General features: G+C 60.4%; 20 protein-coding genes. 10 read left to right on the forward strand and 10 right to left on the reverse strand.

Features of this window, described 5'->3' with window-relative positions:
* Positions 1–26 precede the first annotated feature (26 nt).
* Together BGE01nite_RS10875 and BGE01nite_RS10880 are read left to right on the forward strand one after the other, a co-directional pair.
* On the forward strand, positions 27–5912 hold the full coding sequence (locus BGE01nite_RS10875; RefSeq protein WP_146850484.1) for a LamG-like jellyroll fold domain-containing protein: 5886 nt from the start codon (positions 27–29) through the stop codon (positions 5910–5912).
* Between the two features lie 78 nt (positions 5913–5990).
* Positions 5991–6671 carry a hypothetical protein gene (locus BGE01nite_RS10880; protein ID WP_146850485.1) on the forward strand — a complete coding sequence of 227 codons (681 nt, stop codon included), beginning with the start codon at positions 5991–5993 and terminating at the stop codon, positions 6669–6671.
* A gap of 183 nt (positions 6672–6854) precedes the next feature.
* Here BGE01nite_RS10880 and BGE01nite_RS10885 read toward each other — a convergent pair whose 3' ends face one another.
* Positions 6855–8090, reverse strand: coding sequence for an MFS transporter (locus BGE01nite_RS10885; protein ID WP_146850486.1), 1236 nt, complete (start codon positions 8088–8090; stop codon positions 6855–6857).
* A 244-nt stretch (positions 8091–8334) separates the two neighbouring features.
* Here BGE01nite_RS10885 and BGE01nite_RS10890 point away from each other — a divergent pair, with 244 nt between their 5' ends.
* The 4 genes from BGE01nite_RS10890 to BGE01nite_RS10905 are packed head-to-tail and all read left to right on the forward strand — an operon-like array spanning position 8335 to position 13589.
* Positions 8335–9582, forward strand: a complete 1248-nt coding sequence (locus BGE01nite_RS10890) for a hypothetical protein (protein ID WP_146850487.1) — start codon at positions 8335–8337, stop codon at positions 9580–9582.
* Positions 9579–10103, forward strand: a complete 525-nt coding sequence (locus BGE01nite_RS10895; RefSeq protein WP_146850488.1) for a hypothetical protein — start codon at positions 9579–9581, stop codon at positions 10101–10103. The genes BGE01nite_RS10890 and BGE01nite_RS10895 overlap by 4 nt, the downstream gene beginning before the upstream one ends.
* On the forward strand, positions 10100–10963 hold the full coding sequence (locus BGE01nite_RS10900) for a hypothetical protein (protein WP_146850489.1): 864 nt from the start codon (positions 10100–10102) through the stop codon (positions 10961–10963). The genes BGE01nite_RS10895 and BGE01nite_RS10900 overlap by 4 nt, the downstream gene beginning before the upstream one ends.
* A 49-nt stretch (positions 10964–11012) precedes the next feature.
* The gene (locus BGE01nite_RS10905) at positions 11013–13589 is read left to right on the forward strand and encodes a secretin N-terminal domain-containing protein (RefSeq protein WP_146850490.1); all 2577 of its coding nucleotides are present in this window, start codon (positions 11013–11015) and stop codon (positions 13587–13589) included.
* Positions 13590–13788: 199 nt separating this feature from the next.
* Here BGE01nite_RS10905 and BGE01nite_RS10910 read toward each other — a convergent pair whose 3' ends face one another.
* Positions 13789–14349: a hypothetical protein gene (locus BGE01nite_RS10910; protein ID WP_146850491.1), complete on the reverse strand. Its 561-nt coding sequence runs from the start codon at positions 14347–14349 to the stop codon at positions 13789–13791.
* 381 nt (positions 14350–14730) lie between these two features.
* Here BGE01nite_RS10910 and BGE01nite_RS10915 point away from each other — a divergent pair, with 381 nt between their 5' ends.
* Both BGE01nite_RS10915 and BGE01nite_RS10920 read left to right on the forward strand, forming a co-directional pair.
* On the forward strand, positions 14731–15387 hold the full coding sequence (locus tag BGE01nite_RS10915; protein ID WP_146850492.1) for a TPM domain-containing protein: 657 nt from the start codon (positions 14731–14733) through the stop codon (positions 15385–15387).
* Positions 15377–16498, forward strand: a complete 1122-nt coding sequence (locus BGE01nite_RS10920) for a hypothetical protein (protein WP_146850493.1) — start codon at positions 15377–15379, stop codon at positions 16496–16498. Before BGE01nite_RS10915 ends, BGE01nite_RS10920 begins: the two co-directional genes overlap by 11 nt.
* A 7-nt stretch (positions 16499–16505) precedes the next feature.
* On the opposite strand, the gene BGE01nite_RS10925 is transcribed toward BGE01nite_RS10920, so the two are convergent.
* The 6 genes from BGE01nite_RS10925 to BGE01nite_RS10950 form a co-directional block, all read right to left on the reverse strand.
* On the reverse strand, positions 16506–17546 hold the full coding sequence (locus BGE01nite_RS10925) for an SAM-dependent methyltransferase (protein WP_146850494.1): 1041 nt from the start codon (positions 17544–17546) through the stop codon (positions 16506–16508).
* A gap of 117 nt (positions 17547–17663) precedes the next feature.
* Positions 17664–18437: a DUF1295 domain-containing protein gene (locus BGE01nite_RS10930; RefSeq protein WP_146850495.1), complete on the reverse strand. Its 774-nt coding sequence runs from the start codon at positions 18435–18437 to the stop codon at positions 17664–17666.
* Positions 18434–18772: a DUF1475 family protein gene (locus BGE01nite_RS10935; protein WP_146850496.1), complete on the reverse strand. Its 339-nt coding sequence runs from the start codon at positions 18770–18772 to the stop codon at positions 18434–18436. The genes BGE01nite_RS10930 and BGE01nite_RS10935 overlap by 4 nt, the downstream gene beginning before the upstream one ends.
* 30 nt (positions 18773–18802) lie before the next feature.
* The gene (locus BGE01nite_RS10940; RefSeq protein WP_246145703.1) at positions 18803–20113 is read right to left on the reverse strand and encodes an SAM-dependent methyltransferase; all 1311 of its coding nucleotides are present in this window, start codon (positions 20111–20113) and stop codon (positions 18803–18805) included.
* 6 nt (positions 20114–20119) lie between these two features.
* Complete coding sequence (locus tag BGE01nite_RS10945; protein WP_146850497.1) at positions 20120–20923, reverse strand: DUF1365 domain-containing protein; 804 nt, start codon at positions 20921–20923, stop codon at positions 20120–20122.
* A 31-nt stretch (positions 20924–20954) separates the two neighbouring features.
* Positions 20955–22247, reverse strand: coding sequence for an NAD(P)/FAD-dependent oxidoreductase (locus BGE01nite_RS10950; RefSeq protein ID WP_146850498.1), 1293 nt, complete (start codon positions 22245–22247; stop codon positions 20955–20957).
* A gap of 133 nt (positions 22248–22380) precedes the next feature.
* Between BGE01nite_RS10950 and BGE01nite_RS10955 the strand changes: the two genes are divergently transcribed.
* Positions 22381–24045, forward strand: coding sequence for an NADH-ubiquinone oxidoreductase-F iron-sulfur binding region domain-containing protein (locus tag BGE01nite_RS10955; protein WP_146850499.1), 1665 nt, complete (start codon positions 22381–22383; stop codon positions 24043–24045).
* Between the two features lie 253 nt (positions 24046–24298).
* The gene (locus BGE01nite_RS10960) at positions 24299–25525 is read left to right on the forward strand and encodes a magnesium transporter (RefSeq protein ID WP_146850500.1); all 1227 of its coding nucleotides are present in this window, start codon (positions 24299–24301) and stop codon (positions 25523–25525) included.
* A gap of 10 nt (positions 25526–25535) precedes the next feature.
* On the opposite strand, the gene BGE01nite_RS10965 is transcribed toward BGE01nite_RS10960, so the two are convergent.
* Positions 25536–26096 (reverse strand): GNAT family N-acetyltransferase, encoded by a 561-nt coding sequence (locus BGE01nite_RS10965; protein ID WP_146850501.1) that lies wholly within the window; start codon positions 26094–26096, stop codon positions 25536–25538.
* On the reverse strand, positions 26093–26761 hold the full coding sequence (locus tag BGE01nite_RS10970) for a YoaK family protein (RefSeq protein WP_146850502.1): 669 nt from the start codon (positions 26759–26761) through the stop codon (positions 26093–26095). The genes BGE01nite_RS10965 and BGE01nite_RS10970 overlap by 4 nt, the downstream gene beginning before the upstream one ends.
* Between the last annotated feature and the right edge of the window lie 106 nt (positions 26762–26867).

A 26867-nucleotide genomic window follows, 5' to 3' on the forward strand; every position in this document is an offset into this window, starting at 1 on the left:
CTGGGTTTGACCAAGAAACAGGAGCCATGCCCCCCCTTTTCTCGAAAATCGTTCTCTTTCTCGGTCTGACCGTGCCTGCTCTGGCACAGGTCACGACGAGTGGTTTCCAGAACCTGCCGCGCATGGAAGCTCCCGGCACACTGCTGAGCCATCCCATCACCAACGGCTCCGAGCCGATCGGCCGCACGACTTCCATCAACTATCTGAATGGCTGGATCATCGTGGGCGCGGAACAACCCGGATCGCGCGGTGGCTCGGACTGGCTGATGCGTGTGTATGACATCAGTGATCCGACGAACCCGATCCGGCGCTATCCTTCGGACTTTGGGCTGCCTGCGAACCAATACCCTAACAATTCATGGATCTACGGGAACTACGGCTGGAACGCCCATGGCACGGCTCAGTATGGCAATCTGCTGCTGCCGGATCCCATTCGCGTGAACGGGTTTGGCGGCATCGTGGAGCGTGGTGGCACGAATGGCATTCCGGACTTGGCGCATCTGCCCGTGTGGTACAATCGCTCAGCTCAAGCAGGACCCTGGAATGCGACGCTGCTGTGGTATGACACGGATGACTCGGACATCACCATCAGCCGCTCCTACCTCGGCCAAAACGGCTTTGTCATCAATCGACCGCTCGGCACCTTTGATCATGTGGGGCCGTATGGCGGCGGCGACTGGCACCCGATGATCTTTGGTGACCTGCTGATCATGGCCCGGAGCGGTGGAGCAGCGAATGACGGCATCGTGGTGTATCGGCTGAACTACCTGAACATGGATGACGGCAACGCCGCGAATGATGTGGTGACACCGAGCTATGTCGGATCTCTCAGCGGCGGCTTCCAGGGCTACTGGCCTAACCTATTTAGCGATGGAACGGGGCTTTTCGTGATCGGCTCGACGACGAACATCCTCATGGGCGCGGACATCACCTCCGCCACGATGCCAGGTGTCACGCCGAACATTCAAACACTGGCGAGCATGACCGTGCCAGATTTCAGTAATGCGTCTTATCCGGTGTATCAGGACAATTTTGGGTTCATTCATAACCGGAAGATCGATATGACCCGCTTCCTGGCGGGCGATGCGAATCCGATTGTGCTTACGCTGAATGAAGCGAATCCGCCGAGGCAGGCCGGTGCCCCTGCCCTGCCCCAAGGTTCGCTGGTCGGAGTGAACTGCTCGCAGATGTCCCTGCCGCTCGGCAACCTCTGGCTCACAGGTGGTTATCCCATTCCAAATTTCAACCAGGGCATGGGCGTGTGGGTCCATCAGCAGGCCGCGGACACCACACCACCGCGTGTGAGCTTTCACATCCCGCAGGTGAACCGCACGAACTACTCGCGGCATGCACCGCTGAGCTTCCTGATTCACGAACATCCGCGCAATGGTGGCCCGCGCAATGGCATCGATTTTACCGTCCGGCCCGTGCAGGCAGGAGACACACTGGGTGCCTTTGTGCCAGGATTCCTCCTGCATGACTTCTCGGGCAACATGACCTTCACGCCGGATGCGAGTCTCGCAGCGGACACGACCTATCAGGTCGATTTCCATTCCAATCCTGGCCTCGAAATCGGCTTTCGAGATGCGGCGGGAAACTATATCGAACCTTACTCCTATCGATTCTCCACAGGCGGTGGCATCAACAGCACTTTGCCGCCAGTTTTCACCAGTCTGACGGCGAGCAACTACCAGCCTGCGCCGAACCAGCAGATCACCGCCACGGCTTCGGCCACGGGCACGGGACAGTTGCAGTATCGTTTCAACTTCGATAGCAGTTGGACGACCTGGAGCACGAGCGCCACGGCAAACTTCACTTATACCATTGCGGGCCGCCCGCGCGTGCTGGCGCAGGTGCAGGATGCGAATGGGAACATCGCCACGAACTCCATGCGGCTGCTGGTGATCACGGCGCTTCCGGGCGGACCTCGTCCGACACAGAGCTCCACCATGGCGATTGGCGATGATGCAGGTGTGCGCCGTCTTTGGAGTGTGAATCCGGATGCTAACACCGTGACCGTGATCCGTGCGGACACCGGAGAAAAACTGCATGAGCATGCCGTGGGTGTGAATCCACGCAGCATCGCGCGAGATGCGAATGGTCGCTACTGGGTCACCTGCCATGGCAGTGATGAGATCCGCGTGCTGAATGCGGATGGCAGCACGCATGCGACGATCCCGCTGGCGTATGGAGCCGCGCCTTTCGGTGTCGCGCCTTCACCGGATGGGCAGTCGCTCTTTGTCACGCTTTATGGTTCGGGGCATCTGCATCGCTACAGCGCGGCGAATCCGGCGGCGGCACCGGTGGTGCGCAGCACATTTACCACGGCACGAGCCATCGCGGTGAGTGCGGATGGCACACGGGTGCTGGTCACGCGCTTCATCTCACCTGAACTGGAAGCTGAGGTGGCGGAGTTTGCGGGCACTTCGGGGGCGCTGACACTCACGCGCACCTTCCGTCTCGCGGCTTCATCGACCATTGACATTGGCGACCGGGCCTCGGGCACGCCTAACTACTTGTCTGGCATCGCAATCTCACCGGATGGCACACGCGCAGCCATCGTCTCAAAACAGGACAACACACAGCGCGGCACCTTCTTTGGCGTGGGAAACCTCACGCATGAGACCACTTCGCGCGCGGTCATTTCCTTGCTGGATCTCGCAAACACTCAGGCCGAGATCCCGCACTCACGACGTGACTTTGACAATAGCGACAGCCCCAGCGCGGTGACCTACACGCCGCTGGGAGATACCTTGCTCGTCACACTGCAAGGCAACAATCGCGTGGTCGGGCTGGATGCCTTCAGCCTCGCGCCGTTGGTGGAGCAGATCACCACCGGCTCTACCTTCACCTCGCCAGCGGTGATCTCGCTGGATGTGGGCACCGGGCTTGCGCCGCAGGGTGTGCTGGTGGATGCGACGAGCCAGCGTGTCTTCACGCAGGACTTCATGGGCCGCAGTATCACGGTGCTAAATGCCGTGCCGTTTCTGGGTCAGAACCAGACCGCGCTGCCGAACCTCGTCACCACGAATGCGGTGAGCAATGAACTGCTCAGCACTCAGGTGCTGCAGGGCAAGCGCATCTTCTACAATGCCGCCGATGCGCGCATGAGCGCGGACAGCTACATCTCCTGCGCCACCTGCCATGTGGATGGTGGTCACGACGGTCGCGTGTGGGACTTCACCGGTCGTGGTGAAGGTCTTCGCCGCACCACGGATCTGCGCGGTCGCACCGGCATGGGCCATGGAGCGGTGCACTGGAGTGGCAACTTTGACGAGATCCAGGATTTCGAACATGACATCCGGGGTCCTTTCGGCGGCACGGGCTTCCTGAATCTCTCGCAGCAGCAGTTTGCCGCGCAGCATCCGAGTCCGGCGAGCGGCAAGACCGGCCTCAGCGCGGATCTGGATGCGCTGGCGGCCTATGTTTCCTCGCTCACTCCCGCGCACACACCTCGCAGCCCGGCGCGAAATGCCAATGGCACCTTCACGGCGGCAGCTCTTCGCGGCCAAACCATCTTTGCTTCACAGAACTGTGTCTCCTGCCATAGCGGACCGTCTTTCACGAACAGCACACTGGTGAATGTGGGCACGCAGTCGACGATCAGCGGGCTGCGGCTCGGACAGACATTGCCAGGCATTGATACCCCGACGTTGCATGGCCTGCATGCCACACGCACCTATCTGCATCATGGCCAGGCGGCGACCTTGGAAGATGTCTTCGGCTATGCCGGAGGCACCTTCCTGCCGGGCGCTAGTGGACAGTTCTTCGGAACTTCCACAGGACCGATGAGTGATGACAACACCCAGGGCGGAGGCGGTTTCAATCGCGGCATGCTGGCAGGGGGAGCGGCTTACCTTGGCGGCGCCGAAGGCAGCTCAGGCGTGACCTTCAACAATGTGAACGGAGGCAGCGGTGGCATCGCGAGAGTCGCGATGCGCTATGTCCGGCAGTACAATGGCGGCACGGCTTTCCTACGGGTGAATGGAGTGCAGCAGCAACTGACGGTGGAGCGGCAATACCCCGACAACTCCTGGCAGATCAGCGGCTGGCGCTGGCTGACGGTCAATGTCTCGCTGAATGCAGGGGCGACCAACACGATCGAGGTTGTGAAGGGCAATGGAGATCTCGTGGTGAATGCCCTGCTGGTCGCGAATGCCCCCCAGCTCACCACCGCGCAGCCGCACAGGTTGGTGCAGGATGTGCTCAACAGCGGTGATCGCAGTGATCTCCTCGCATACCTGGTGCAGCTCGATGGCCGTGATGCGGCAGGCGTGCCGCTGGCACCTCCGGCAGCGCCTTCACCGCTAGCCCCGAGCATCATCAGCGAGCCCTCCGCGATCACGCTCGCCGTGGGGAACACACTGCACTTCACGGTCGCTGTTGGCGGCACGGGTCCTTTTACCTTCCAGTGGAATCGTGGAGCCACGCCGGTGGGCACGAACAGTCCTGAACTGACGATTCCCTCCGTGCAGTTGAGCGATGCCGGAACTTACATCTGCACCATCACTAACGGTCAGGGCAGTGTGAGCACCACGGCTGCCCAGGTCACGGTCAATCCCAGCCTAACCATCACCACGACCACGCTGCCAGCGGCCACGGTCGGTGTGCCTTACCAGGTGAATCTGGCGGCGGTGGGTGGTGTTTCGGCTCGTACCTGGAGTCTCGAAGGCGGCGTGCTGCCGCCGGGCATCACGCTTTCCGCATCGGGCCTGCTCAGCGGCAGTTCCGTGGCTCCCGCGCTGTCCGGCCTCATTCTTCGGGTCACAGACACCTCAGGCACGGACACACAGGTGCTGACGCTGGATGTCCAGCCGGTCGCAGGTTTCGTGAGCGATCCCGATCTGATCCTGCACTACACCTTTGATGAAGGCGGCGGCACGCAGGTCTGGGACAGCGCCACTGCCGGCAACAACCACGCCACTACAGTAACGGGTGCGCATTGGGTCAGCAGCGGCCGCTTTGGCGGAGCCTATGGTCCCAGCGATGCCAGCAACGTGATCAACCGCTTCTTCCCGGCCAACCAGGGCGATTTGAATTTCACACCCCGTGGTGATGCCTTTACCATCTCCGTCTGGGTCCGCACCACGGGTGCTGGCGGTTATCGCATGGTCCTTGGCAAGGACGACGGTATCGTCAGCGGCTATGCCCAGATCCGCATGGGCACGGCGGGCTCCATGGGCATCCTGCAGGGCATTACGGGCGGCCAGTTCAGCGCCCAGTTGGGCATCTCCCCCGCTGTCAATGACGGCCAATGGCACCTGCTGACCCTGGTGAACGAGAATGTCTCAGGCACCTGGCGCAGCCGGTTTTACTACGATGGCGGTGTTCAGTTCACCCAGTTCAATACCGGTCCCGGGAGCACCCACCCCGGCCTGCTGCGGGTAGGAGATACCACCCTGGGCGGGAATCCCTGGCTGGGCCAGATCGATGACCTGCGCATCTACCGCCGAGCCCTGTCCGCCGCCGAGGTCACTGGTCTTTACACGGCTCCAGACGTGCAAAGCTTCTCCCACTGGCTGACCACGAATCTCACCCCCGCCCAGCAGGCTGATCCCCAGCTCAATGGCCCCGGCCATGATGCTAATGGCAATGGCGTGCCCAATGCGGTCGAGTTTGCCCTGGGCAGCGCCGCCATGACGCCCCTCAGCCTCCAGCTCAGCGGACCTCCGGGAAACCAGACCGCGCACCTCTCATTAACTCGCAACAGCCTCGCCCGCGGGCTGACGCTGATCGTGGAATCCACCACGGATTTTGGCACCTGGACACCCCTGGCGACGAGCATCAATGGCACGGTGCCGACGGGCCCGGCCGTGATCAACGAAGGGGCAGGCATCATCCGGACGCTCAATGTGCAGTCACCGGCAGGGGTTTTGCCCACTTTTTACCGCCTGCGTGTGCTGGTTCCGTGAGGGCTGGCTAAAATCTTTCCATCGACGACTTTAGTTTTGACATCCAAAGTGCGATTCGACATCCTCGCCCCGCTTTTTATGAAAAAATACCTCGCTCTCGCGGCCCTCCCACTTTTCGCCATTTCTTGCTCCTCGACTCCACGTCCCCTGAAGTATTCTGACATCCCTGAACGTCCGTCCCAGCAGTTCTCTGAGGATGGCACGGATCTCACAAACCGTGGACTCGGCTACCCAGTGCGCGGCGTGGGCCGTGGTGCCGAAACCTCCATCGACATCGTGGAAGACACCTCTGACTATGGCACTGGCGTCACCACCCGCTTCGCTCGTGACGGTTCGAACATCATTTTCAAATCCGCCAACCGCGGCACGAACGTGGTCCGCAAGGAAGCCACCCGTCTGGCTGAAGTCGTTTATGATGTGAATGACAGCGGCACGCAGTTCATCCATGACGAAACCATCGACAACACGAACTGGGTTCTGAACGGCTATGAGCGCACCATGTATTCCGGCGGCACCGTCGTTTGCGGCGTGATGACCACCTACGGCAACATCTGGGACAGCGCCACACGCGGTCTCTTCGGCGGCCTGCTCCGCTGCACCGTGCGTGACACCAAGCCTTACATGGTCGGCAGCCTGAATGACACCATCGTGGACAACACGATGCCTGGCCACGGCTGGCGCAAGCGTCTTCCAGACCTTTCCGCCTATCAGATGGTGGAGCAGACCAGCGCCAAGGAAGTCTACACCGGCTCCAAGTAAGCTGAACGGTCTAGTTTAAACTTTGAAGGCGGCTCCAGATGGAGCCGCCTTTTTTGTTAGCAGGCGGGAACTTCAATGAGGCGAACGAAAGGACTAAAAGGACAGCAAGGGACGCGTAGCAGCTCCCTAAAGGACAATGCTCAACTGGGAACGGCGAACGGAGAACCGTGAACTGTTTTTGATTTACAGCCTTTCGCCGGGACCGAGGCGGCGGCGGGTCTCATCATCACTGCCACGTGCGCGGACGGTGATGAAGGCGCTGGCACTGAGGATGGCGGCGCCACACCAGATACTAAGGGTTTGAAAACTCATCACCTGCAGAGCGGCGAATGCCAGCGGAGGTGCCAGGAGTCCGCGCGCCCCGGTGAGAAAGGAGTGCACGCTCATGTATTCAGCCACCGCATGCTTGGGGGCCAGCTTGGTGACCCAGAGTCCCCAGGTCACATTCCCACCGGCATTCGCCAAGCCCCAGAGGCCCATGCCGAGACACCAGGTGAAGTGACTTTTCCCCAGGAAGAAAATGAGGATGGCGACGGCAAAGATGACATTGAGAATGGAACGGACGGTGAAGAGCCCCACGCGATCATAGATGAGGCCCCAGGGATAAGAGCTCACCATGCGGAAGGCCACCGGCACCACGCCGGTGATCCAGGCCACCTCACGCTCCGGCAGATTGATGCCGTGCTTGGGATTGGCCAGATACTCCACAAACAAACTGGCGGCGATGAGATTACCGATGCCCATCATCATCCAGGAGATCAGCAAGGTGCGAAAGTCGCGGTCAATCCGCACCCAGCGCAAGGCTGACCACAGGCGGGTGTCACCATTTTCCGTGTTGTCCCAGGCAATGGCGGGAAGGCCATAGGTCCACGACCCCGAAATGAAGCCGCTCGCGGCAAAGCACCAGAGAAGCCAGGTGTAGTTGGAGATGTCCCGGTCTAACAACCAGGCGCCAAAGAATCCAAAAGCCACGGCGGCCGCAGAACGCGTGACACCTGTGATGGAATAAAGTTTGCCACGCTGTGCTTCCGGGTAGTTCAGCCGGTAGATCTGTGTCATCAGCGGGATCTGCATGGAGAAGCAGAAGAGCCCGAAGCTGAGGCCTAGAATGAAGACCCATGGCTCATGGGGAAACAAAGCCGCCAAGGCCATGCAGGCACCGCCGAGCATCTGCACCTTCGCCGCCGTGCGGGCGATGGTGCTGCGGGCGCGCAGCAGCAGAGGCGCGACGAACAAACTGGTGATCAAGCCGCCGCTGGTGGCACTGAGAAAGATGGACTTCTCCACGTGCCCGAGATGAAACACGCGCACCGCCACAAGCATGCCAAAGGTGGATGACATGGCATCCAGCACACCTGCGGGTAGCGACCGCCACAATTCATTGTGGAAGGTACGGCGAGTGGCTTGCTCAGGCAGCATGAAGGGAGGCCCAGGACGGCAGGTTGGAAGCCTCAGGCTTCGTCATGGTCCGCCAGAGAGTCAAGGAAGGTCGCATGCGTCCCGCGCCTCGTAAGAAGACCTCCTGGAAGGACTGAAGAGACGAGGCGTTTCAGAAATGTCGTTTAGAGATTGTTGAACTTGAATCACTCAGGCGCTGTCTCCCGCCTTGCACTTAGGGCTGAGTCCTCTAGTATCGCGCCCCTTACTTCCAAAAATCTCTCGCATGAAATCAGCCGACGAACTCCTCCTTGTGCCACATGAAGAGGGGTTCCGTGCCTGGCGGTCCAAAAGCGGGAGCATGCAGGTCGTGGACGGAGAGTCGCGGAGTTGGAAGAATGCCGAGTGGGTGGCGCTGCCAGCCCGGTCCTTGGTGAGCGTGCCCATGCGCTTTCTGGGCGTGGAAGGCGCGCGCCGGGACTCTGCCGCGCAGCTCGAGCTCGAAGCTGCAGGTTTCAGCAGCGAGACCGCCGAGAGTCATAATTTTGAGATCATCTCCCATGATCGTCCGGACGAAAAGGACCAGCCCATCGCCGCCCTGATCCAGGTGGCGCCGCTGCCCCCGCATGTGCTGGATGCCGCGGACAATGCACGCTTTGTCCCATCCGTCGCTTTTCACCATCTGGAGCCCGGTGAGGTGCTGATCTGGCGTGAGGCAGGCAGTCTGGCCATGGCCGTTCCAAATGCACACGGCGCGCCAATCCATAGCCAGGGTCTCGCTGCCCGTGTGCTGGATTCAGATGCTGCGGCTGAGATCCGGCGTGTGCTGGCCGGCCTGGAGTTGATCGGCGCGCTGCCAGATCTGAAGGCCGTCTGCATCTCCAGCACGACCGAGGAGGAGGAAATCATCCCCGCCACTTTTGCCGAAGGCCTGGACCTGCCGGTCATCACGCGCCGGGCAGGTCCGCCGGTGATGCCGGAGAAGGCCACACGTCTGGTGCCGGCACCGGTGGTGCAGCTCCGTCAGGAGCGCCAGCAACGCCGGATGATCATGATGGGCGTGGCCGCCTTCACCTTTGTACTGATCGCCGCGCTTGGAGCCTTTGCCATGCGCGTGCTGCTGCGCGAACGCCAGCTGGCCGCTGAAGAGCAGCGCTTGAATTCCATCGAGCCCGAGCTGACGGCGATACGCGATGCGAAAGCCAACTGGGAAGATTTGCGTCCCGCCCTGACCCCGGATCAATACCCTGTGGAGTCCATCTACCAGCTCATCCTGCTGATGCCGCAGACAGGCATCCGCGTGACACGCTTTGAGTTACGCACGGATGGAATCGTGATTGATGGTGAGGCAGCCTCGCTGGGGCATGGCATCGAGTTCCGTGACAAGCTGGTGGCCGCCCCAGCCTTCAAGCGCTGGCAGTGGGACTTCCCTGCCCCGACCAGCCTGCCGGATGGCCGCGCCACTTTCCGTGCAGAAGCACGCCCACCTGAAGCAGCCGCTGATGGAACCAGCACGGAGGTGACCTCGCTATGACCGCCAGTGAACAACGTCTCGCCCTCGGCCTCGGTGTCATCCTCATCGGTGGCGGAGCCTTCATCGGCCTGAACAAGCTGAAAACCTGGAAGCAACATGTGGACGGCCATGCCGCGGAGGTTTTCTCCCGGCGCGCTGAAGCGGACGATCTGCTCTCTCGTCAGGATTTCTGGCAGCAACGCTCCGCCTGGCTGGCGGAGAAGCAGCCCGTGCTCGACACCCCGGGAAAGGCCATCACGAATGTCATCGCACTGGCAGATGAGCTGGCCTCTAAACACAGCATCGAGATTCCGATCAAGCAGCCCAATGAAGCCGTCGAACGCGCAGGCATGTCCGCAGCAGTCGTGACACTGAAGGTGGAGGGAGAGATGAAACCGGTGATGAACTGGCTGCTCGAACTCCAGCAGCCAACCAACTTTGTTTCCGTGCCCGCCATGACGATCACTCCGAACGAGGAGAATCCGCAGAAAATTGAAGTGAACATGAGAGTCGAAAAATGGTTCAGACTGCCTCCGTCATGAAAACACATTGCCTCATCGCCCTTTTGCTTCTGGCCGCCGGCACCTCCGTCCGTGCCCAGGATGCTGCGCCTGCTGACGGAAGCGCGCCCGCCGCGCAAACACCTCCTGAAGGCGGCACCACCACCATCGACGCTCCTGCTGCAGACCAGCCCCCCGCAGCCGAGGAAGATGGTGCAGCCATCCCCATCGCCTATGACATGTCTCGCTACGACTCCGTTTGGGAGAACAACCCCTTCACCCGCAAAGTGGTGCCCCCCGCCCCAACAGAGAACAACTGGGGCCAGGATTGGGCTTTGGCGGGCATGTTCAGCCATAATGGCAAGATCCGCGTGAGCATCCGCAACAAGCAGACGAACGAGCTCAAGCGGATCACCAACGAGCCGAAGGATGGTGATGAATTCAAACTCGTGCACGCCAACTTCAATCGCAGCCGCAAGGAAGCCTCGGCGGAACTCGAGAAAGACGGCAAGACGGCCACGCTGAAGTATGATGAGAATGCCGCGCCGGTGACGATCAATAACACCGCACGTCCTGCCGGTGGTGGCGCAGGTCAGCAGGGAGTGCCTGGGGCTCAAGCTCTGCCGGGCCGTCCAGGCGGCCAGCCGATGATCACCAAACCACTGGCACCTCAGTCCAATGGCCGTGTCTTCAACGCCCCCAATCTGCCAGGCGGCATGTCTGCCGGACAGGCGGGGATGGTCCCCGGCATGGGCGGTAATCCAGCCACCGCCGCTCCCATGGCGAATGGCCAGGTGGTGCAGCCAGGCATGAACCCCAACCTTCCAGGCAACGTGCCCACCATCTCGCGCCGTCGTCAGCTGATCCCTGCGCCTGTTGTCGCCCCCCAGGGCAACCCTTGATTTCACCTCTCTGTAGCCTCCCCCGCCAGCCCACGCCCTTATCTCCGGCATGTCTTCCTTGAACCGCACCTTCATCACCTTCGGCGCCTTGCTGCTGGCCCTTCCAGGCTACGCTCAAATCCCAGCCCAGCCCGGACGTAACCCAAACACCATCCCGCCGCCCGGAGGCGCACGCCCGTTCAGCCGCCCAAGTCCTGGAGGTGCTCCAGGGGCCCTGCCTGCTCCTGCACCAACCCCGCCCCGCCCCGCCAATGCCGGCCCTGCGGGTGGCAATACCGCAGGCGGTGAGAAGAAGGCCATCAATGTGGATCAGGCCATCACGGACGAAGGGGTGGAACTGCAGTTTCCGAACACTCCGATCTCCGAGATCCTCCTGCTGTATGAAGATCTCACCGGTTTGAAGATCATCCGTGATGCGAATGCCGAGCAGGCCACGGTCTCCATCGAGACGACTGGCACCCTGCCGAAGGAGAGGGCCATCCTCTTCATCGAAAAGAGCCTCCTCTTGAATGGTTATGGATTCGCTCCTGCCGGTGAAGGCATGGTGAAATTCCTCGCCGTGGATGCGAAGAAGCCGATCACAGAAGGCATCCCGCTCGTCGAGTCCGCCATGGAGCTGCCGCTGACGGACCAGGTGGTGAACTACGTCATCCTGCTGAAGTATCTCAACGCCGAAGACGCGAAGAAGGCCATCGAGGAAGTGGTGAACCCTCTCCACACCTACGGCAAGATCATCCCCATCCCGAATGCCAAGGCTCTGGTCATCACGGAAAACAGCAACACGATCCGTTCCATCGTGGGACTGATGGAGCGCCTGGACCACAAGCAGGCGGAGACGACCCAGAAGACCTTCCAGCTCAGCCGCAGTGATGCGGAGGATGTGAAGACGGCGCTCGATGAGATCCTGGGCACGGAAGAAAAAGGCGGCAACGGCAACGGTAACACCCGCACCCCCGCCATTCCGCAGAACACTCCAGGGGCCATGCCCGTGCAGCCCAACATCCCGTTGAACATACCTACAGGCAACATTGCGGGAACCGCAGGAAGCTCAGCTGAGGCTGCACCGCCGAAGATCATCTCTATCGCGCGCCGTAACTGCCTCCTCGTCATCGGTTCCGCCGAGCAGATCGACTACATCGGCAAGCTGATCGAGGAGCTCGATGCCGCGTCCGAGCTGCGCAACTTCATCTCACGTCCGCTCAAGTATCTCGCCGTCGATGCGGCCATGCAGGTCATCAGCGATGCCATCACCCGCACCGAAGGAGATGGTGAAGGTGGCAGCTCTGGCGGCACCGCAGGCGGCACTGGCACGAACAACCAGAACGGCAACAACCAGAACCGGAACAACAACAGCAGCAGCCTGTTTAACAACAGCAACTCGATGGGCAGCAACGGGACGAGCAGCGGCTTTGGCAGCAACAGCGGCGGCATTGGTGGCGGCATCGGCGGAGGTTCCTCTGGCGGCTTCGGTGGTGGGGGGGGAAACCTCCAGCCTCTGCGCCAGAACAACGGCCCGAGCTCCATGCTGATCGGCAAGACGCTGCTCATCTCTGATCCGGTGGCGAATGCCATCTTCATCTCCGGTCCGCCTGAGCACCTGCGCATCATGGAAGAGATCATGGATGAGCTGGATCATCGTCCGCAGCAGATCATCATCTCCGCTCTCATCGGTGACTACCAGATGTCTGAAGGCCGTGGCTTCTCCCTGGAGACCGCCTTCCGCGGCCGCCGCACGAATGGTTCCAGCGGCTTCTTTGGCCAGGCTGGCTCTGCCGCAGGACTGCTCGGTGCCGACGTGGCTGCCAATGGCAACAACCCCGCGCAGTCCGCGCTTGACCCACGAAACGTCGTGAGCGCCGCCACCGCCCTCGCTTCGGGCAATGGCCTGACTTTCGTCGGCGGCGTGCATGCAGGTCTGGACTTGGTCGCCCAGATGCTTGAGGGCGACTCCAAGTTCAAGGTGATCTCACGTCCCACCGTCTTCACCCAGAACAACTCCCCCGCCACGCTCACCAGCGGTCTGAGCTTCCCCATCGCCTCCTCCACTCAGAGCTCCCTGGTCAATGGTGCGAACAACAACAGCTTCCTGTCGAACGTGCAGTATCAGGACATCGTGCTGAGCCTGAACATCATCCCGCTCATCAACTCGGCGGATGAGCTCACTCTGCAGGTTTCCCAGCAGAACAGCGAGCGCGCGGGCAACACGACCATTGCCGGCAACAACTACCCCATCATCAGCAAGCAGGAGCTGAATACCATCATCGCCTGCCGGAACCAGTCCACCGTGCTCCTCGGCGGTCTTGTGCGCACGGATGAAAACAAGACCCGCACCAGCGTGCCCATCATCTCCGCGATCCCCGTGCTGAACAAGGTCTTCGGTTCCCGCACCCGTGACACCTCCGCCCGTGAGCTGCTCATCTTCATCCAGCCGCGCATCGTGGAAGGCATGTATGACCTGCCACCTAGTGTGCATGATTCCGTGGGCTCCAGCCCGTTCTCGGAAGAGGCCACCGCAGCCTTCACTCGTGAGCGCAACGTGGCCAAGGAAGCTCTCGAGCCAGTCGCCAAGCCCAAGTTCAGCCAACGCCTCAAGAAGCTGCTGGATCGGATCTTGGTGAATGACTGATCGCGAATCTTTTTGATCTTCAGGAAGGGTCACACGAGTTCCGTGTGACCCTTTTTACATTCTGGTGAAGGAGGCTCGTCTTTGCCTCAGGCCTTCCCTGCTTTGTGCTAGAACTCAGGACAAAAAAAGGGCGCCCTGAGGACTTTCGTCCTGGCAGAGCGCCCTGAGGAATGAATCTCGAAAAGAGGTGTGTGAGGAATCAGTGCTTCGCAGGCTCGGCGCTCACGGCGGCAGGCTTGTGAGCGGCACCTGCACCGGTGTTGGAGGGGGCAAACTTGGCGACCATGAAGGCACCGCACACCGCCAGAACGCAACCGATGATGAAAGGCAGAGGAATGGACTTCATGCCACCTTCCGGCGGATGCACCAGCATGGCGGTGATCGTGTTCACCACGGGCGCTCCCGCGAAGACGATGGGCATGACAGCCGCTGCCGCAGCGCCTTTAAAGATAGGAGAGGCCGCACCCAGGGCGAGAACCAAGGTCAGCGCGCCCAAAGCTCCAGCGATGCCAGCCAGCGTGGCCAGCGGAATGCCGTTTCCTTCAGCACCGGTGAAGCTCCAGTTCGTGCCACGGCTTTTCAGGACGAAAACAGTCACCACGCCGATGGCCGCATAAGCGATGCAGACGAACAAAAAGGCTTTCAAGCTCGCATTCGGCATCTCAGGGCCCATGGGCATCTTCATTCGGGCGGCGTGGAGGATGACACCATAGACGCCCCAGGAGAGCACGGTGAGAAGAGCATAGGTAAGCCAGGTCATGTTGGATTTTTTGGGTGGAGGATTCACGACGGGTGAGAAAACGTTCAGGCGGCCTGAATGATGCGGAAAAGCGCGCCCGGCAATGACTTTGTTCAGTGCCAGTCCCTGAGGCACGCCGTTGCAATAGCCTCCACGGGCTGTTTTCTGAGACGGTTTGGAAGAGTCACAGCATTTGGCCGCGCCTTTTGCTGCCTGTCATCAATCATGAAAGGTGGGGCTGGGAGCCTTTTTCAGGGTGGCAGGCATTGCCTGGACGAATCCGGCGATGGGTGTCCCTTACTCCACCCGCGACCGTTTGAAGGTTCCTGGGTTATGGGACTTCTAGATGAACCGATGAAAATCTTGCGGCATGGAGGAATTTAAGAGAGATTAACTAAACGAATGAACTGTCCGCATTGCTCCGCTGCCATCTCCTCAGGCCAGGGTGCCTGCCTGGCCTGCGGATTTTCGGCGGGAGCCATCCGGGCTTATCTGGGATCTGATTGGGTGCGGCTGGAGCGCATCACAGATGTGTCCAATCGCCTGAACCTGCGTGACACACGTCACATCGAGGTGGTGCTGGATGAGTTCGAGCGCCGCTTTCCGCAGTGTTTCATGGCCGCTTACGTTGGCGTGCTGCCAGAGACGCTGACGCTGCGTGACCTGGGCTTCTGGCTGATCAATCATGGTGCTTTCCACACGCATCAACTCACCCGGCGCAATGATTTCGCCATCGTCATGCTGGTGGATCCGCTGCGCGAGGAAGTGGCGCTAACGCTGGGTTACGCCCTTGAACAAATCCTGCCTGAACCGGTGCTGACGAAGATCCTGGGCGAACTGCGCAGCCCGCTGAAACGGGGCCAGATCGCCCAAAGCATCGAACTGGCATGCACGCGGATCGATCGCGAGCTTCGCCGCTTAGGACGCCGTGAGAAACCTCGCGCCGAGCGTGCTCCTTCCATGGTGGGAGATGCCTCGGACCTGGGCCTGCAAAGCCTGCGCCCGGGCACGGCGCCCACACGGCCCGCCTCCAACCCTCTCATCCCCCGTGCGCACTGACCTCCATCTGCGGAGTGCTTCTTTCGCGCTGCTCAGCCTTCTGAGCAGTGTGTTCACGGCTGGCGCGCAAACGATCGACGATGATCTGCCGCTGCCGCGCTGGGATCAGCGGCCACCGCTGGTGAACGGTGCTCCCGTCCCGCTGGGACCCGGCAGCCAGTTTAACTCACTGCTTCCTGGAGAGTCACTCGTGCCTTCCCTGCCGGAGGATCCAGGTGCGCTTCAGTTCGGACCGCGGCTGATGGACACGCCATCGTCTTTGAATCCGCAGTTCGGGGCCACAGATCTCTCACTCTTTCTGCCTGGCAGTCTGCTCCAGCAGGCACGGCCCGCGCAGACACCCCGCGTGCCCACGCCTGTGATGGCCCTGAAGGATCTGCCTGCGGACATCATCGCCTCTCTCGATGACTCACCGGCCAACGATTACCTCATCGATCCGCAGAATCTTGTCCCTGAGATCGCCCGCGCGGACATCGAGCGCCTGCTCGAGTTTCATAACTCGGACGCGCGCATCCGTCTGCACATCCTGGTGCTTGATGCAGATCAAAAACTGCCGGACACGCTGGATCCAGCCACGATCGCACACGGTGCGCTAGGACGTCAGCACTCCTGCCTCGCCATCTATCCGCTCGGTGAACCCTGGCGCGCCCGTGTGCTGCTTTCACGTCCGCTGCATGCCGCGGCGAAGCCTGACATGCTCATGGACATGGTGGCGGACTGCATCCGCGATGCGCAGGAGGCAGATGAGCCGATGGAGCAGTTTCATCGCTACACCGTGAGACTTTCCACGCGTCTGTTCTGGCTGCAGAAATCCATTCCCACCACACCGGCCTCGCAGGCAGCATCACCCACACTGCGCGAGGTCACCGCTGGGGGTGAGTCACCTGCCCCGCTGTATCTATGGCTGAACAGCCCCGTCACGAAGATCGTGCTTTCGGGCATCGCCGTGCTCGGACTGGGCTGGCTGCTGCTTCGCAAGGTCATCAAGCCGCGTCTGGCACGTCAGGCCGGCAGCGAGGTCTGGATGCTGCCGGAACATGAGACGAAGGCGCGGCTTGGCGGCGCCTTTTCCGCAGGCGCAGGGGCTGCGCTCAGCTACAAGAAGGTTTGAAGCCTAACTAAAAGGGCTTCACGAACAGGTAATGGCTGACGATCCATTCCTCGCCATCGCGATAGCCCCACAGCTCGGCGCAGGCCATGAAGAAGATGCGCCAGTAACTCCACCATTTCACGGCCTCATGCTCGCCGTAGGTCTGGCGGAATAGCGGCATGATTTCAGCCTTGGCCGCATCCATCCGCGACAGCCAGGCTTCTGAGGTTCGGCTGTAGTGCATGCCGTTCACACACCAGTGCGCGCGGATCTGCAGATGATCCTGGAAGTAGAGCAGGAGATCGTCACTCGGCATCTGGCCGCCCGTGAAGAAGTATTTCGCCATCCAGTCAGCATCACTATGCACCTCGAAATGATAGGCATATTCGCGATGGGTGAAGATGTGCACGAAGAGCTTGCCCCCCGGCTTCAGCCACAGGGACACGCGGCGAAGAAGCTCCTGGTAGTTCTTCATGTGCTCGAACATCTCCACCGACACACAGCGGTCAAAGACAGCCTCTCCACAGCCCTCAAACCTAACTACATTTGCGGTGACGACCGTGAGGTTCTTGAATCCTCGACGCTCAGCCTCGGCATCAATGTACTCCTTCTGGGTGCGTGAGTTCGAGACGCTGGTGATCTGCGACTCCGGATAATGCTCCGCCATCCAGAGCGAGAGTGATCCCCAGCCGCAGCCGAGCTCGAGAATGTGCTGACCATCCGCCAGCTCGGCACGCTCACAGGTCATCCTGAGCATGGCAGCCTCGGACTCATCAAACGTGGTCGTCTCTTCAGGCCAGTAACCGCTGCTGTATTTGAGGTGGCTGCCCAGGCAGAGCTGGTAAAAGCGTGTCGGCACCTCGTAGTGCTGCTCATTCGCCTCCTGGGTGGCGATGGCGATTGGCATGGACTTGAGTTCGGCCACATGACGCATCAGCCGCGCCCGCTGCCCCTCCACGCTGGGCTCCTTGTTCTTCGCGAGCAGACTGGCGAGCCGCTGGCGGATGCCAAAGCGGATCACCGCATCTGGCAGGAGGTCTTTGGCGAGGAGGTCGTTGAGATTGAGCATGGGTTGCGAAGAGCCGCCTGATCGTCAGTCACGAAACAAGGCACGCCGTTGTACGCATTGAGGCCCAGAATTGGATTTAACCTCGGGCCGAATTGTCGCTTTCACATCAAAGTTTAATCAGCGGCGGCGGAACCACGGCACAAAGGTGCTCGTGGTGCGTTGATACTCGCGGTAGCGGTCTCCGCGCTTCTCGAGGGAGAGTTTTTCGGTGAGCGGGACGCCTGTGACGTTGAGCAGGAAGTGCAGCATCGCCAGCGGTGCGATGATGGAGGTCCAGCCCCAGGGCGCAGGCAGGGCCATCAGAAACAAACCCCACCAGAGTAGCGACTGGAAAAAATAGTTCGGATGCCTGCTGTAGCGCCAGAGACCGATCTCGCAGACCGCCATGGGATCATGATGGGTGCGCTTGAACTTCGCCAGTTGCGCATCGGCAAGGCCTTCTCCAATCAAAGCGATGGCCCAGACCGCGAGGCCCATGCCTTCCAGCAGTCCAAAGCGGCTCTCGGTGCGGTCGGCGATCAACCACACCGGCAGCATCAGCAGCCAGACGAGCACACATTGGGCTAGAAAGAACACGAGGAAGGCCCGTGGAGGATTTGCCGACCACTTCTTCCTGAGCACGGCATATCTGACATCCTCCTTGGGATGATGACTGGCGATGCGTTTCCAAAGAAACACTCCCAGACGCAGGCTCCAGGCTGCCACCAGCACCGCGATGGCGATGCGTCTCGGCAGCCAGCCATGCCCCGCCACCGCCAGCCACACCGCCACCGGCGCAAAGCTCAATGACCAGGTGACATCCACGAAGGAATAGTTATCAAGCTTCACGCTCAGCCGCCATGTGGCCAGGAAGAGTATGATAAGAATGATGGCAGCGATGAGAAGACTCATGCGGGTCTCCCCCTCAGCAGCACATCCTCGATCTTTGCATCCGCAGGCACTTTGAAGAGCACGATGAGCATGTAGATGGCCATGGCGATGTTACCCAGCAGCAGAATGCCCAGCAGCCAGGCAAGCCGGGCCAGCCATGAGGTCTCCTTGTAAGCCACCCAGCAGTAGAAGGTCAGAAAGCCCCAGTAAGTGTCGAGTAGCGTGGCGATGAACCACGGATGCGTGGCAACCTCCTGCGGGGTCTTCCACAAGGCGCACTCCATGCTCGCCCACGAGGTGACCGCGAGCATGGACAGCAGCACGAGGATGAAGAAAAGACGAAGGACAGTGATCATGAGGCGACGTTTCCGAGGGTGATCTCAAGCTCACGACTGCGGCTGCATGGCCTCATGGCAGTAGCGGCTCCAGGAGGCCTGGACCACGCTGATGTTCCGCGTGGCGAAGGCTGACTCACAGTATTTGAGATAGTAGTTCCACTTGCGGATGAAGGTCTCGCTGAAGCCCTGGGCGCGAACGTCATCAAGACGAGCATTGAATTGGTTATGCCACTCGCTCATGGTGCGGGCGTAGCCCCCACCCAGGTCTTCCAGAGCCAGCGGACTGAGTCTGCTGGTCTTGCGAATGACCTCGTTCACGTGGCCGACGGCCAGCAACAGGGAGCCGGGGAAGATGTGCTTCTGAATCCAGTCCGTGCCTTTGGCGAGCTGGCGGAAATGATGATCCGGGACGGTGATCATCTGCACGGCCAGGATGCCATGCGGCTCAAGCACCTCGGCGCATTTGGCGAAGAAGGTCTCAAGATACTTCTCACCCACGGCCTCAAGCATTTCGATGGAGGCGATCTTGTCAAACCGGCCCGTGATATGCCGGTAGTCCTGGAAACGGATCTCGATGAGGTGCTCAAGCCCGGCCTCCTTCACACGCCTCCTAGCCTCGTCAAACTGCTCCTGGGAGATCGTCACTCCCGTGACGCGACATCCATGCTTCCTTGCCACGTGGATGCTGAAACCACCCCAGCCGCAGCCGATCTCTAGAACATGGTCGTCAGGCTTCAGGCAGAGTTTGTCACACAGAGCATCATACTTGGCGATCTGCGCCTCTTCGAGGGTTTGGTCTGCCGACGTGAATTTGGCGGCGGAGTAGGTCATCGTGGGATCGAGCCACAACTTGTAGAAATCATTCCCTAGATCGTAGTGCTCGGCGATGTTTCGACGGCTCGTTTTGAGCGAGTTCGGCCGCAGCAGATGCTGCATGCGGTTTACAAACCTCAGGAAACCAATCATCTTAAAGCGCTGAGATGAGCCTTGGAGTTCCGGACTGCTCTGGATGTTGATGATGAACCAGTCGAGCACCGCGCGAAGGTCCGGCGTGTCCCACCATCCGTCCGTGTAGGCTTCGCCGAGGCCCACGCCACCATAGCGGGCCACGTGAACGAAGAAGGACAGCGGCTTCCGGATTTGGATGTGCGCCGTCGCTTGAGTGAGGGAGGGATCGCCAAAGAAGAACTTCTCGCCTCCCGGAAGATCCATCCGGAGCCGGCCTTTTGTGAAGGAGCGCAGCACGCGCAGCACTAACCAACGATGCAGACATCGCCTGGAGATGGCGAGCGCCCAGCGGTTGCAGGAGAGTGGCATCTCTAGAGGCTCGATGGAGGGAAAGGCTGCGGAAGAGTTCATGGGGGTCTAGGAATCTGTGAGACTATGGTGCGGGTGGTACAGATCGGTTTGCAGATGGCGGTCGCTTCCCTTGCGAAAGACCTCAAAGCCCCGCCACCAAAGGCGAAACGCCTGCCAGTGGATCTTGGCGATGACCTGAAGGGTGAGCGCCGGATAGCGCAGGAAGTAGAAGGCCAGCCGTTTGTCCGTAAGCGGCTGCCTCCGGCCCTGAATCCAACTCGCCAGTGTGCGGCGGTTGTTCTCCAGATCGTCGACCTGGAGCCGGATTTCTCGGCCAGGCACCTCCAGCTTGAAGTGAAAGGAGGTATCCAGCCGGGAGAACGGAGAGACATAAAAGTGCTTCGGCACGATCAGCTCGAAGACTCCCTCCCGCACCGGAGCGGCCAGGAAGTAGGGCTTCATCTCGTGGAACGTGTTCGTCACCTCGCACAGGGCATGCACCGCCTTCCCGCTGGCGTCGTAGATGAAGTAGAAACACACCGGGTTGAAGAAATACCCCGCGATACGCGGCAACGTCAGCAGCCGGATCCGCCAGTCGGCCTCAAGCCGCACACTGTGATGTTCCAGCAGCCACTTCTCCAGGTTCAGGCGCAGATGCCCCGCCCCGAGATCGAGATGATCGCCATTGCGGAAGCTGTACGCATTGAAGCGGTCCACGCTGAAGAGCCGCAGTTCTCGCTCGAGCGCTGGCAGTTCATCAAGCCATAGATCCATGAAAAAGAGATGGTAGCGAAACCCATGCCGCCGCGGCAGCAGACGCTCATGCACGACATCACACTCATAGAGAGAGGACTGGAAGTCGTGTGGCATGGCGGAAAGGGGCTTGATGTGAAGGCTCGGCTCAGGGGGTTCGCAGTGTCCAGGGATCACCGCCGAGAAGATGCTCGCAGGTCTGCACGGCTGACATGAACCCATCCTCATGGAAACCATATCTGCCCCAGGCCCCGCAAAAGTAAGTACGCGTCTCGGAGGCATTCTGGCGCAGCTCAGGAAGGCGCTTCTGAGCAGCAATCGCCGCGAGGTCGAAGAGCGGATGCTCGTAATCAATCCGCTGATGAACCTTGGACTCGTCCAGCGAGTCCGGGGCATTGATGGAAACGAAGTAGTTCCGCTTGTCGGAGACACCCTGGAGCTTGTTCATCCAGTAGTGCGTGCTCGGGATCATGGTTCCTGCCGAGTCGTGGTCAATGCGGTAGTTCCACGCGGCCCAGCAGCGACGCGTCTTGGGCATGAACTGCTCGTCCGAGTGCAGCGTGGCCTTGTTTGACTGATAATGAAACGCCGAGAGCACCTCCTGCTCCATCTGCGTGGGACGAGCAAGCATGCGCAGGCTGGTGGGCGCATGCGTGGCGAGGATCACATGGTCAAAGGTTTCCGCAGGACCATTTCGTGGCTGCACGATCACCTGGCCATCCCGCCGCTCAATCTGCATGACCGGAGTGTTCAGCCGGATGCGGTCGGCAAAGGGCGGGATGAGCTTCCGCACATACTGCCGCGAGCCATCACACACCGTCCACCACTGGCGGCGGGTGTTCATGGCCAGGAAGCCATGGTTGAACCAAAAGTGCATCAGCGTCCTCGCGGGAAAGTCCAGCATCCGCTCCGGTGGCGTGGACCACACCGCGCTGCCCATCGGCAGGATGTAGAGATCCAGGAAGTCCTGCCCATAGCCGCACTCGCGGGCAAACTGGCCCAGGGTCATGCTTTCAAAACGCGGATCATTCATCGCGGTGAGGCAGTGCGAGTTGAAGCGGTTGATCTGGAGGACGAAACGCCAGAAGCGGGGGCTGAGCAGATTGCTGCGCTGCCCGAAGACCCTGGCCAGTCCGCCGCCATTCCACTCATAGCCGCTGCGCTGGTGGGCCATGCTGAAGGACATGTCCGTCTTCTTTGTCTCGACCCCCAGTTCCTCAAACAGCCGGCACAGCAGCGGGTAGGTATGGTGGTTAAAGACCATGAAACCGGTGTCCACGGGCACCTCACGGCCGTCCTCAGGCACCGTCACCGTGTTCGTATGCCCGCCAATGTAGTCCGCAGCCTCAAACAGGGTCAGATCAAACTTCCGGTGGAGCAGGTAGGCGCAGCCAAGCCCGGAGATACCGGAACCGATGATGGCAAGACGCGAGGGGAACATGCCGCCATGTACGCCAGCCGGGACATTTTAGATTCAGCTTCGCCTGATTGGCCATTCCAGAGGCTCCAGGGAGCCCTCCAGAGCATTTCAATCGTGCAATATGCGCCGGTGTTCCGTAGTATGGGCCAAAATCATGTCGAAAAACCTCAGCGCGCTGTCTTTTCGTAAGGGTGTCGAAAAAAATGTCTTCGAGCGCATGGTCGAAGCGGCTGAAAAACATGGCACCGCCGAGAAGAACGATCTCGTGCACAGCATGGGACAGGATCATTTGTTCGGTGATGCCCTCACGCTCGGCGCCGTGTCCTTCTATGACTTCCTGAAGAAGGAGAACGAGGGCAAAAAAGTCTTCGTCTGCAATGGCAGCGCCTGCCTCTGCGCGGGCACGCAGGACAAGCTGCATCACAGTCTCGAAACCCACTTCAAGAAGGACGAGATCGGCCACATCTGCTGCCTGGGCCGCTGCCATGAGGGCGGTGCGTTCCAGTATCAGGGGAAGAACTACTCCGGACAGACGGACAGCGCGCTGGGTGATCTTTTCAAAACCGGCCAGGGTGATCACATCGATCGTTATGCCGTGGTCTCGCACCTTCAACCCGCACAACTCACGGCGGAATTTCCCGGCATCGAAACCTATTATGAGCCTTTCAAAAAGCTGATCACTGCGGGTGATCGTGATGCGCTGGCCACTGAACTCAAGGACAGCGGCTTGCGTGGTCGTGGCGGCGCGGGCTTCCCGCTGCACTTCAAGTGGTCGAGCTGCCGTGCCGCGGAGGGCAAGGTGAAGTACATCGTCTGCAATGCGGATGAAGGTGATCCAGGCGCCTACATCGATAAATACCTGATGGAGCAGCGGCCGCACAGTGTGCTGCTGGGCATGATGGTGGCGGGATGGTTCGCGGGAGCTGAGACAGGCATCCTCTACATCCGCGCAGAGTATCCGGACTCAGTCACGATCGTGAACGAGGCCATCGAAGACCTGCGCGCTGCGGGGTTGCTCGGGCAGGACATTCTGGGCACGGGGTTCAACTTCACCCTCAAGAGCATCAAAGGTGCCGGAGCCTATATCTGCGGTGAAGAGACCGCACTGCTCGCCAGTCTCGAGGGTCAGCGCCCGGAGGTGCGCACGCGACCGCCCTTCCCCACCATCGAGGGCCTTTTCCGCAAGCCGACCATCGTCAACAACGTCGAGACCTTTGCCAATCTGTACGCGATCCTCACCATGGGTGGCAAGGGCTATGCGCAGGTCGGGACGCCGCAGTCCACGGGACCAAAGCTGCTCTCGCTTGACTCACATTTTGTTAAGCCAGGCATCTATGAAGTGGCCATGGGCACACCGCTGCAGACCGTCTTTGACCTCGCGGGCGGCTTTAAGACTGCGATCAAGGCTGTGCAGATCGGCGGGCCGCTGGGCGGCATCGTGCCACTTTCGCACGTCAGCCAGCTCACGGTGGACTTTGAGAGCTTCAAGAAGGCCGGCTTCCTGCTTGGTCATGCGGGTGTGGTCAGCATTCCAGAGAGCCTGCCGATGATCGAGTACATCCAGCACCTCTTCCAGTTCACCTCCGATGAGAGTTGCGGCAAATGCTTCCCCTGCCGCCTCGGCAGCACACGGGGCAAGGAGCTCATCGCCAAGGCCCGTGACGACAGCAGCTACAAGATCGACCGCGAGCTCATCACGGACCTTTTGGACACCATGGAGCAGACCAGTCTCTGTGCCCTCGGTGGCGGAGTGCCTCTTCCCATCAAGAACGCGCTTCAGCACTTCGACGAAGAACTGAAGGGCTACTTCCAGGCTTAACAAAGTGGGACAGCTTTTCAACCTGTCTGGTGGAGCGCTGGTCCAGGGAGATGACGCCGCCGGAAGTCATTCGGCATTTTTGATCCACCGGCTGACGACCTCGAAATGAAAATTGGAACTGTCGCAGGCAAAAACACCGCCCCAGGCTGAAGCGCCAAGCTCCACAAACAGGCCACCCCGCCTCCGACTTTAGTCGTAGATGCTGCCTGGAGGGTGGACAAGCCGTCTGCGTCTGCTTTGTTTTCCGCGACACATGAGTTCCGAAGCCGAAGCCGCCATCACCAACACCCGCGAAGCCCTTCTCGATGAAGTGCAGAGCCTGGCCCCCCATGCCGTGGCGGACTTGCTCGAGACCAAGGCCCCGGAGGAAGGCGTGTTTGTGCTGGAGGCGCTGAACCCCATGGTGGCGCAGCAGGTGCTGCATGAGATGCAGGAGGAGCACCGCTGCAAACTCATCGCCGCCGCGCCGATCGAGAAGGCGCATCAGTGGATGCACAACCGACAGTATCCCGAGGACAGCGTGGGCTGGCTCATGGAACCGCCCGTGGCCGTCTTCCGTCCCACGATGACTGTGCGCGACACCATCGAGGCGCTGCGCAAGCTGACGAAGCGCGCCTTCATCACCTATGGCTATGTCACGGACGAGTCTAACAAACTTCTCGGTGTGCTGGTTTTCCGTGACCTGATGCTCGGCAAGCCCGATGCCCCTCTGTCCGAGGTCATGTACACAAACATCTTCGCCCTGCAGCCCGAGATGGCGCTGACGGACGCCATGAAGCTGACGGTGAACCGCCACATTCCGGTGTATCCCATCTGTGATGCACAGGGGCGCCTCCTGGGTCTCGTGCGCGGCCAGAACCTCTTTGAAGCCCGCGCCATCGAGATCAGTGCCCAGGCCGGTACGATGGTCGGTGTGGAAAAGGAGGAGCGTCTCAGCACGCCCGTTTCCCGCAGCTTAAAGTTCCGGCATCCGTGGCTGCAGATCAATCTGCTCACCGCCTTCATCGCCGCTGCGGTGGTCGGTGTGTTTGAGCACACGCTGGAGCGCATCGTCATCCTCGCAGCCTTTCTTCCCGTGCTGGCCGGTCAATCTGGCAACACCGGCTGTCAGGCTCTCGCCGTGACCCTGCGCGGCATGACCATGGGCGATCTCGATGCGGGCGATGAGAAGAGGCTCGTCTTCAAAGAAGGACTGCTGGGCTTCTACAACGGCGTGCTCGTCGGCCTCAGCGCTGCCATTGGCATGTTCATCTATGCGACGATGCAGGGCAATGCCGATGCCATCATGCTCTCCTGCGTGGTCTGGATGTCCATGGTGGCCAGCTGCGTCGTCAGTGGCCTCTGTGGAGCCCTGATCCCCCTGACCCTGCGCAAATTCGGCGCCGACCCTGCGACCGCTTCCAGCATCTTCCTCACCACCGCCACGGATGTGGTCAGCATGGGCGTCTTTCTGGGACTGGCGACGCTGTTGATCCGGTGAGACTGCTTTGTCAGTCTTTGCGGTCTTGGGGAGTGAAGCTCTTCTCCATCCGCACGACTGGCAGTGTCAAGCCGCCGAAAAGCGGGACCTCATAGCGCTCCGCAACGGTATAACCGCACGACGCGTAAAGAGGCTCCCCCGTCAATGTGGCAACGAGAACACCGCGGCGGAAACCGGCTGCAACGATAGCAGCCTCACAGGCCACAAGAACAGCGCGACCAATCCCGCAACGAGCCCAGTCGGGATGAACGAAAAAGGCGCGGATGCGCGCGGGATCGTGAGCGGGGTCGAGAACAGCCTCATCGGCCAAACGCGAGCCATCACCCCCAAAGACGGCACGCCGACGACTCCAGCCACCGCATCCAATGATGATGCCGGAATGCTCGACCACGAAGTAGGTGCCGTCATCGACCAACTGGCGGTCTACGCCGAACACCGGACCCAGAGCTGCCTCCATCTGCGCAGCGGAATAGACCGATGCTTGAAGCACACGCACGGACATCGGGATGAGAGCCTCCAGAGCCGCGATGTCTTCGTCCTGTGCCAGACGTATCGAAAAAGACTTGTTCATTCGGAACGGCGATGACGGACGTGGTAGATGCCATAGGCCAATGAGGTGATGGCCGTGAGCGCTGCTGGGATGAACAGGGCCGCATAGCTAAAGTGATGGAAGGCCACGGCACCCGCGATGCCGCCGCATAAAAATCCGCTGATGATGAGAAAACACAGCCGCAACCGGCGCATGTCCACGGGCAGGCGGCGCAAAGTGTGGCCGAGGAAGATGCCCAGGTCGGTGAACATGCCGGACAGATGGGTCGTGCGGACGACCGCACCGCTGTAAGTACTCACCATTGCGTTCTGCAGACCGCAGGCGCAGGACGCGGCGTAAATGCCGAGGATGCTGGTGCGCTGGAGCAGCAAGACGGCGAGGCAAAGCAGAAGCGACTCCAGCAGCAGGGCCAAACCGTAACGGCGACCGAGCTGGAGGACGCTGTCTTGGATGAGAAAGCCGCTCAAGACCGTGCCCGCGAGAAACGAACCAATAATGAGAGCGAAGTGCAGAGCCGCCGCACCATCCAGGGATGCCAAAGCCGCCCCCAGCATGGAAGTGGTGCCCGTCAGATGAGTGACAGCCTGATGCTCGAATCCCAGCAGCCCAACAACGTTGACGATCCCCGCAACGAAAGCCAGTGCCCATGCACCGGTCCAGACCCATCGAGGCAGCTTAGAAATCATCGTTGATAAGAGGCGGGTAGAGGAAGCAACAGTCCGCGCAATCTGCGGCATTCTTCCGGTCTCTTCAACGGTCACTGCGAGGTGCCTGCAGAGTCATACTCCCAAA

Source organism: Prosthecobacter gellanilyticus (assembly GCF_007992435.1).
Classification (GTDB): domain Bacteria; phylum Verrucomicrobiota; class Verrucomicrobiia; order Verrucomicrobiales; family Verrucomicrobiaceae; genus Prosthecobacter; species Prosthecobacter gellanilyticus.

Coding starts and splice junctions, on each gene's coding strand:
- BGE01nite_RS10910 (WP_146850491.1), bottom strand. CDS start 14,349: ATGACCTGGCTTACCTATGCTCTTCTCACCGTGCTCTCCTGGGGCGTC.
- BGE01nite_RS10915 (WP_146850492.1), top strand. CDS start 14,731: ATGAACTGTCCGCATTGCTCCGCTGCCATCTCCTCAGGCCAGGGTGCC.
- BGE01nite_RS10880 (WP_146850485.1), top strand. CDS start 5,991: ATGAAAAAATACCTCGCTCTCGCGGCCCTCCCACTTTTCGCCATTTCT.
- BGE01nite_RS10940 (WP_246145703.1), bottom strand. CDS start 20,113: ATGAACTCTTCCGCAGCCTTTCCCTCCATCGAGCCTCTAGAGATGCCA.
- BGE01nite_RS10875 (WP_146850484.1), top strand. CDS start 27: ATGCCCCCCCTTTTCTCGAAAATCGTTCTCTTTCTCGGTCTGACCGTG.
- BGE01nite_RS10955 (WP_146850499.1), top strand. CDS start 22,381: ATGTCGAAAAACCTCAGCGCGCTGTCTTTTCGTAAGGGTGTCGAAAAA.
- BGE01nite_RS10925 (WP_146850494.1), bottom strand. CDS start 17,546: ATGCTCAATCTCAACGACCTCCTCGCCAAAGACCTCCTGCCAGATGCG.
- BGE01nite_RS10930 (WP_146850495.1), bottom strand. CDS start 18,437: ATGAGTCTTCTCATCGCTGCCATCATTCTTATCATACTCTTCCTGGCC.
- BGE01nite_RS10905 (WP_146850490.1), top strand. CDS start 11,013: ATGTCTTCCTTGAACCGCACCTTCATCACCTTCGGCGCCTTGCTGCTG.
- BGE01nite_RS10935 (WP_146850496.1), bottom strand. CDS start 18,772: ATGATCACTGTCCTTCGTCTTTTCTTCATCCTCGTGCTGCTGTCCATG.
- BGE01nite_RS10890 (WP_146850487.1), top strand. CDS start 8,335: ATGAAATCAGCCGACGAACTCCTCCTTGTGCCACATGAAGAGGGGTTC.
- BGE01nite_RS10960 (WP_146850500.1), top strand. CDS start 24,299: ATGAGTTCCGAAGCCGAAGCCGCCATCACCAACACCCGCGAAGCCCTT.
- BGE01nite_RS10965 (WP_146850501.1), bottom strand. CDS start 26,096: ATGAACAAGTCTTTTTCGATACGTCTGGCACAGGACGAAGACATCGCG.
- BGE01nite_RS10970 (WP_146850502.1), bottom strand. CDS start 26,761: ATGATTTCTAAGCTGCCTCGATGGGTCTGGACCGGTGCATGGGCACTG.
- BGE01nite_RS10895 (WP_146850488.1), top strand. CDS start 9,579: ATGACCGCCAGTGAACAACGTCTCGCCCTCGGCCTCGGTGTCATCCTC.
- BGE01nite_RS10885 (WP_146850486.1), bottom strand. CDS start 8,090: ATGCTGCCTGAGCAAGCCACTCGCCGTACCTTCCACAATGAATTGTGG.
- BGE01nite_RS10900 (WP_146850489.1), top strand. CDS start 10,100: ATGAAAACACATTGCCTCATCGCCCTTTTGCTTCTGGCCGCCGGCACC.
- BGE01nite_RS10945 (WP_146850497.1), bottom strand. CDS start 20,923: ATGCCACACGACTTCCAGTCCTCTCTCTATGAGTGTGATGTCGTGCAT.
- BGE01nite_RS10950 (WP_146850498.1), bottom strand. CDS start 22,247: ATGTTCCCCTCGCGTCTTGCCATCATCGGTTCCGGTATCTCCGGGCTT.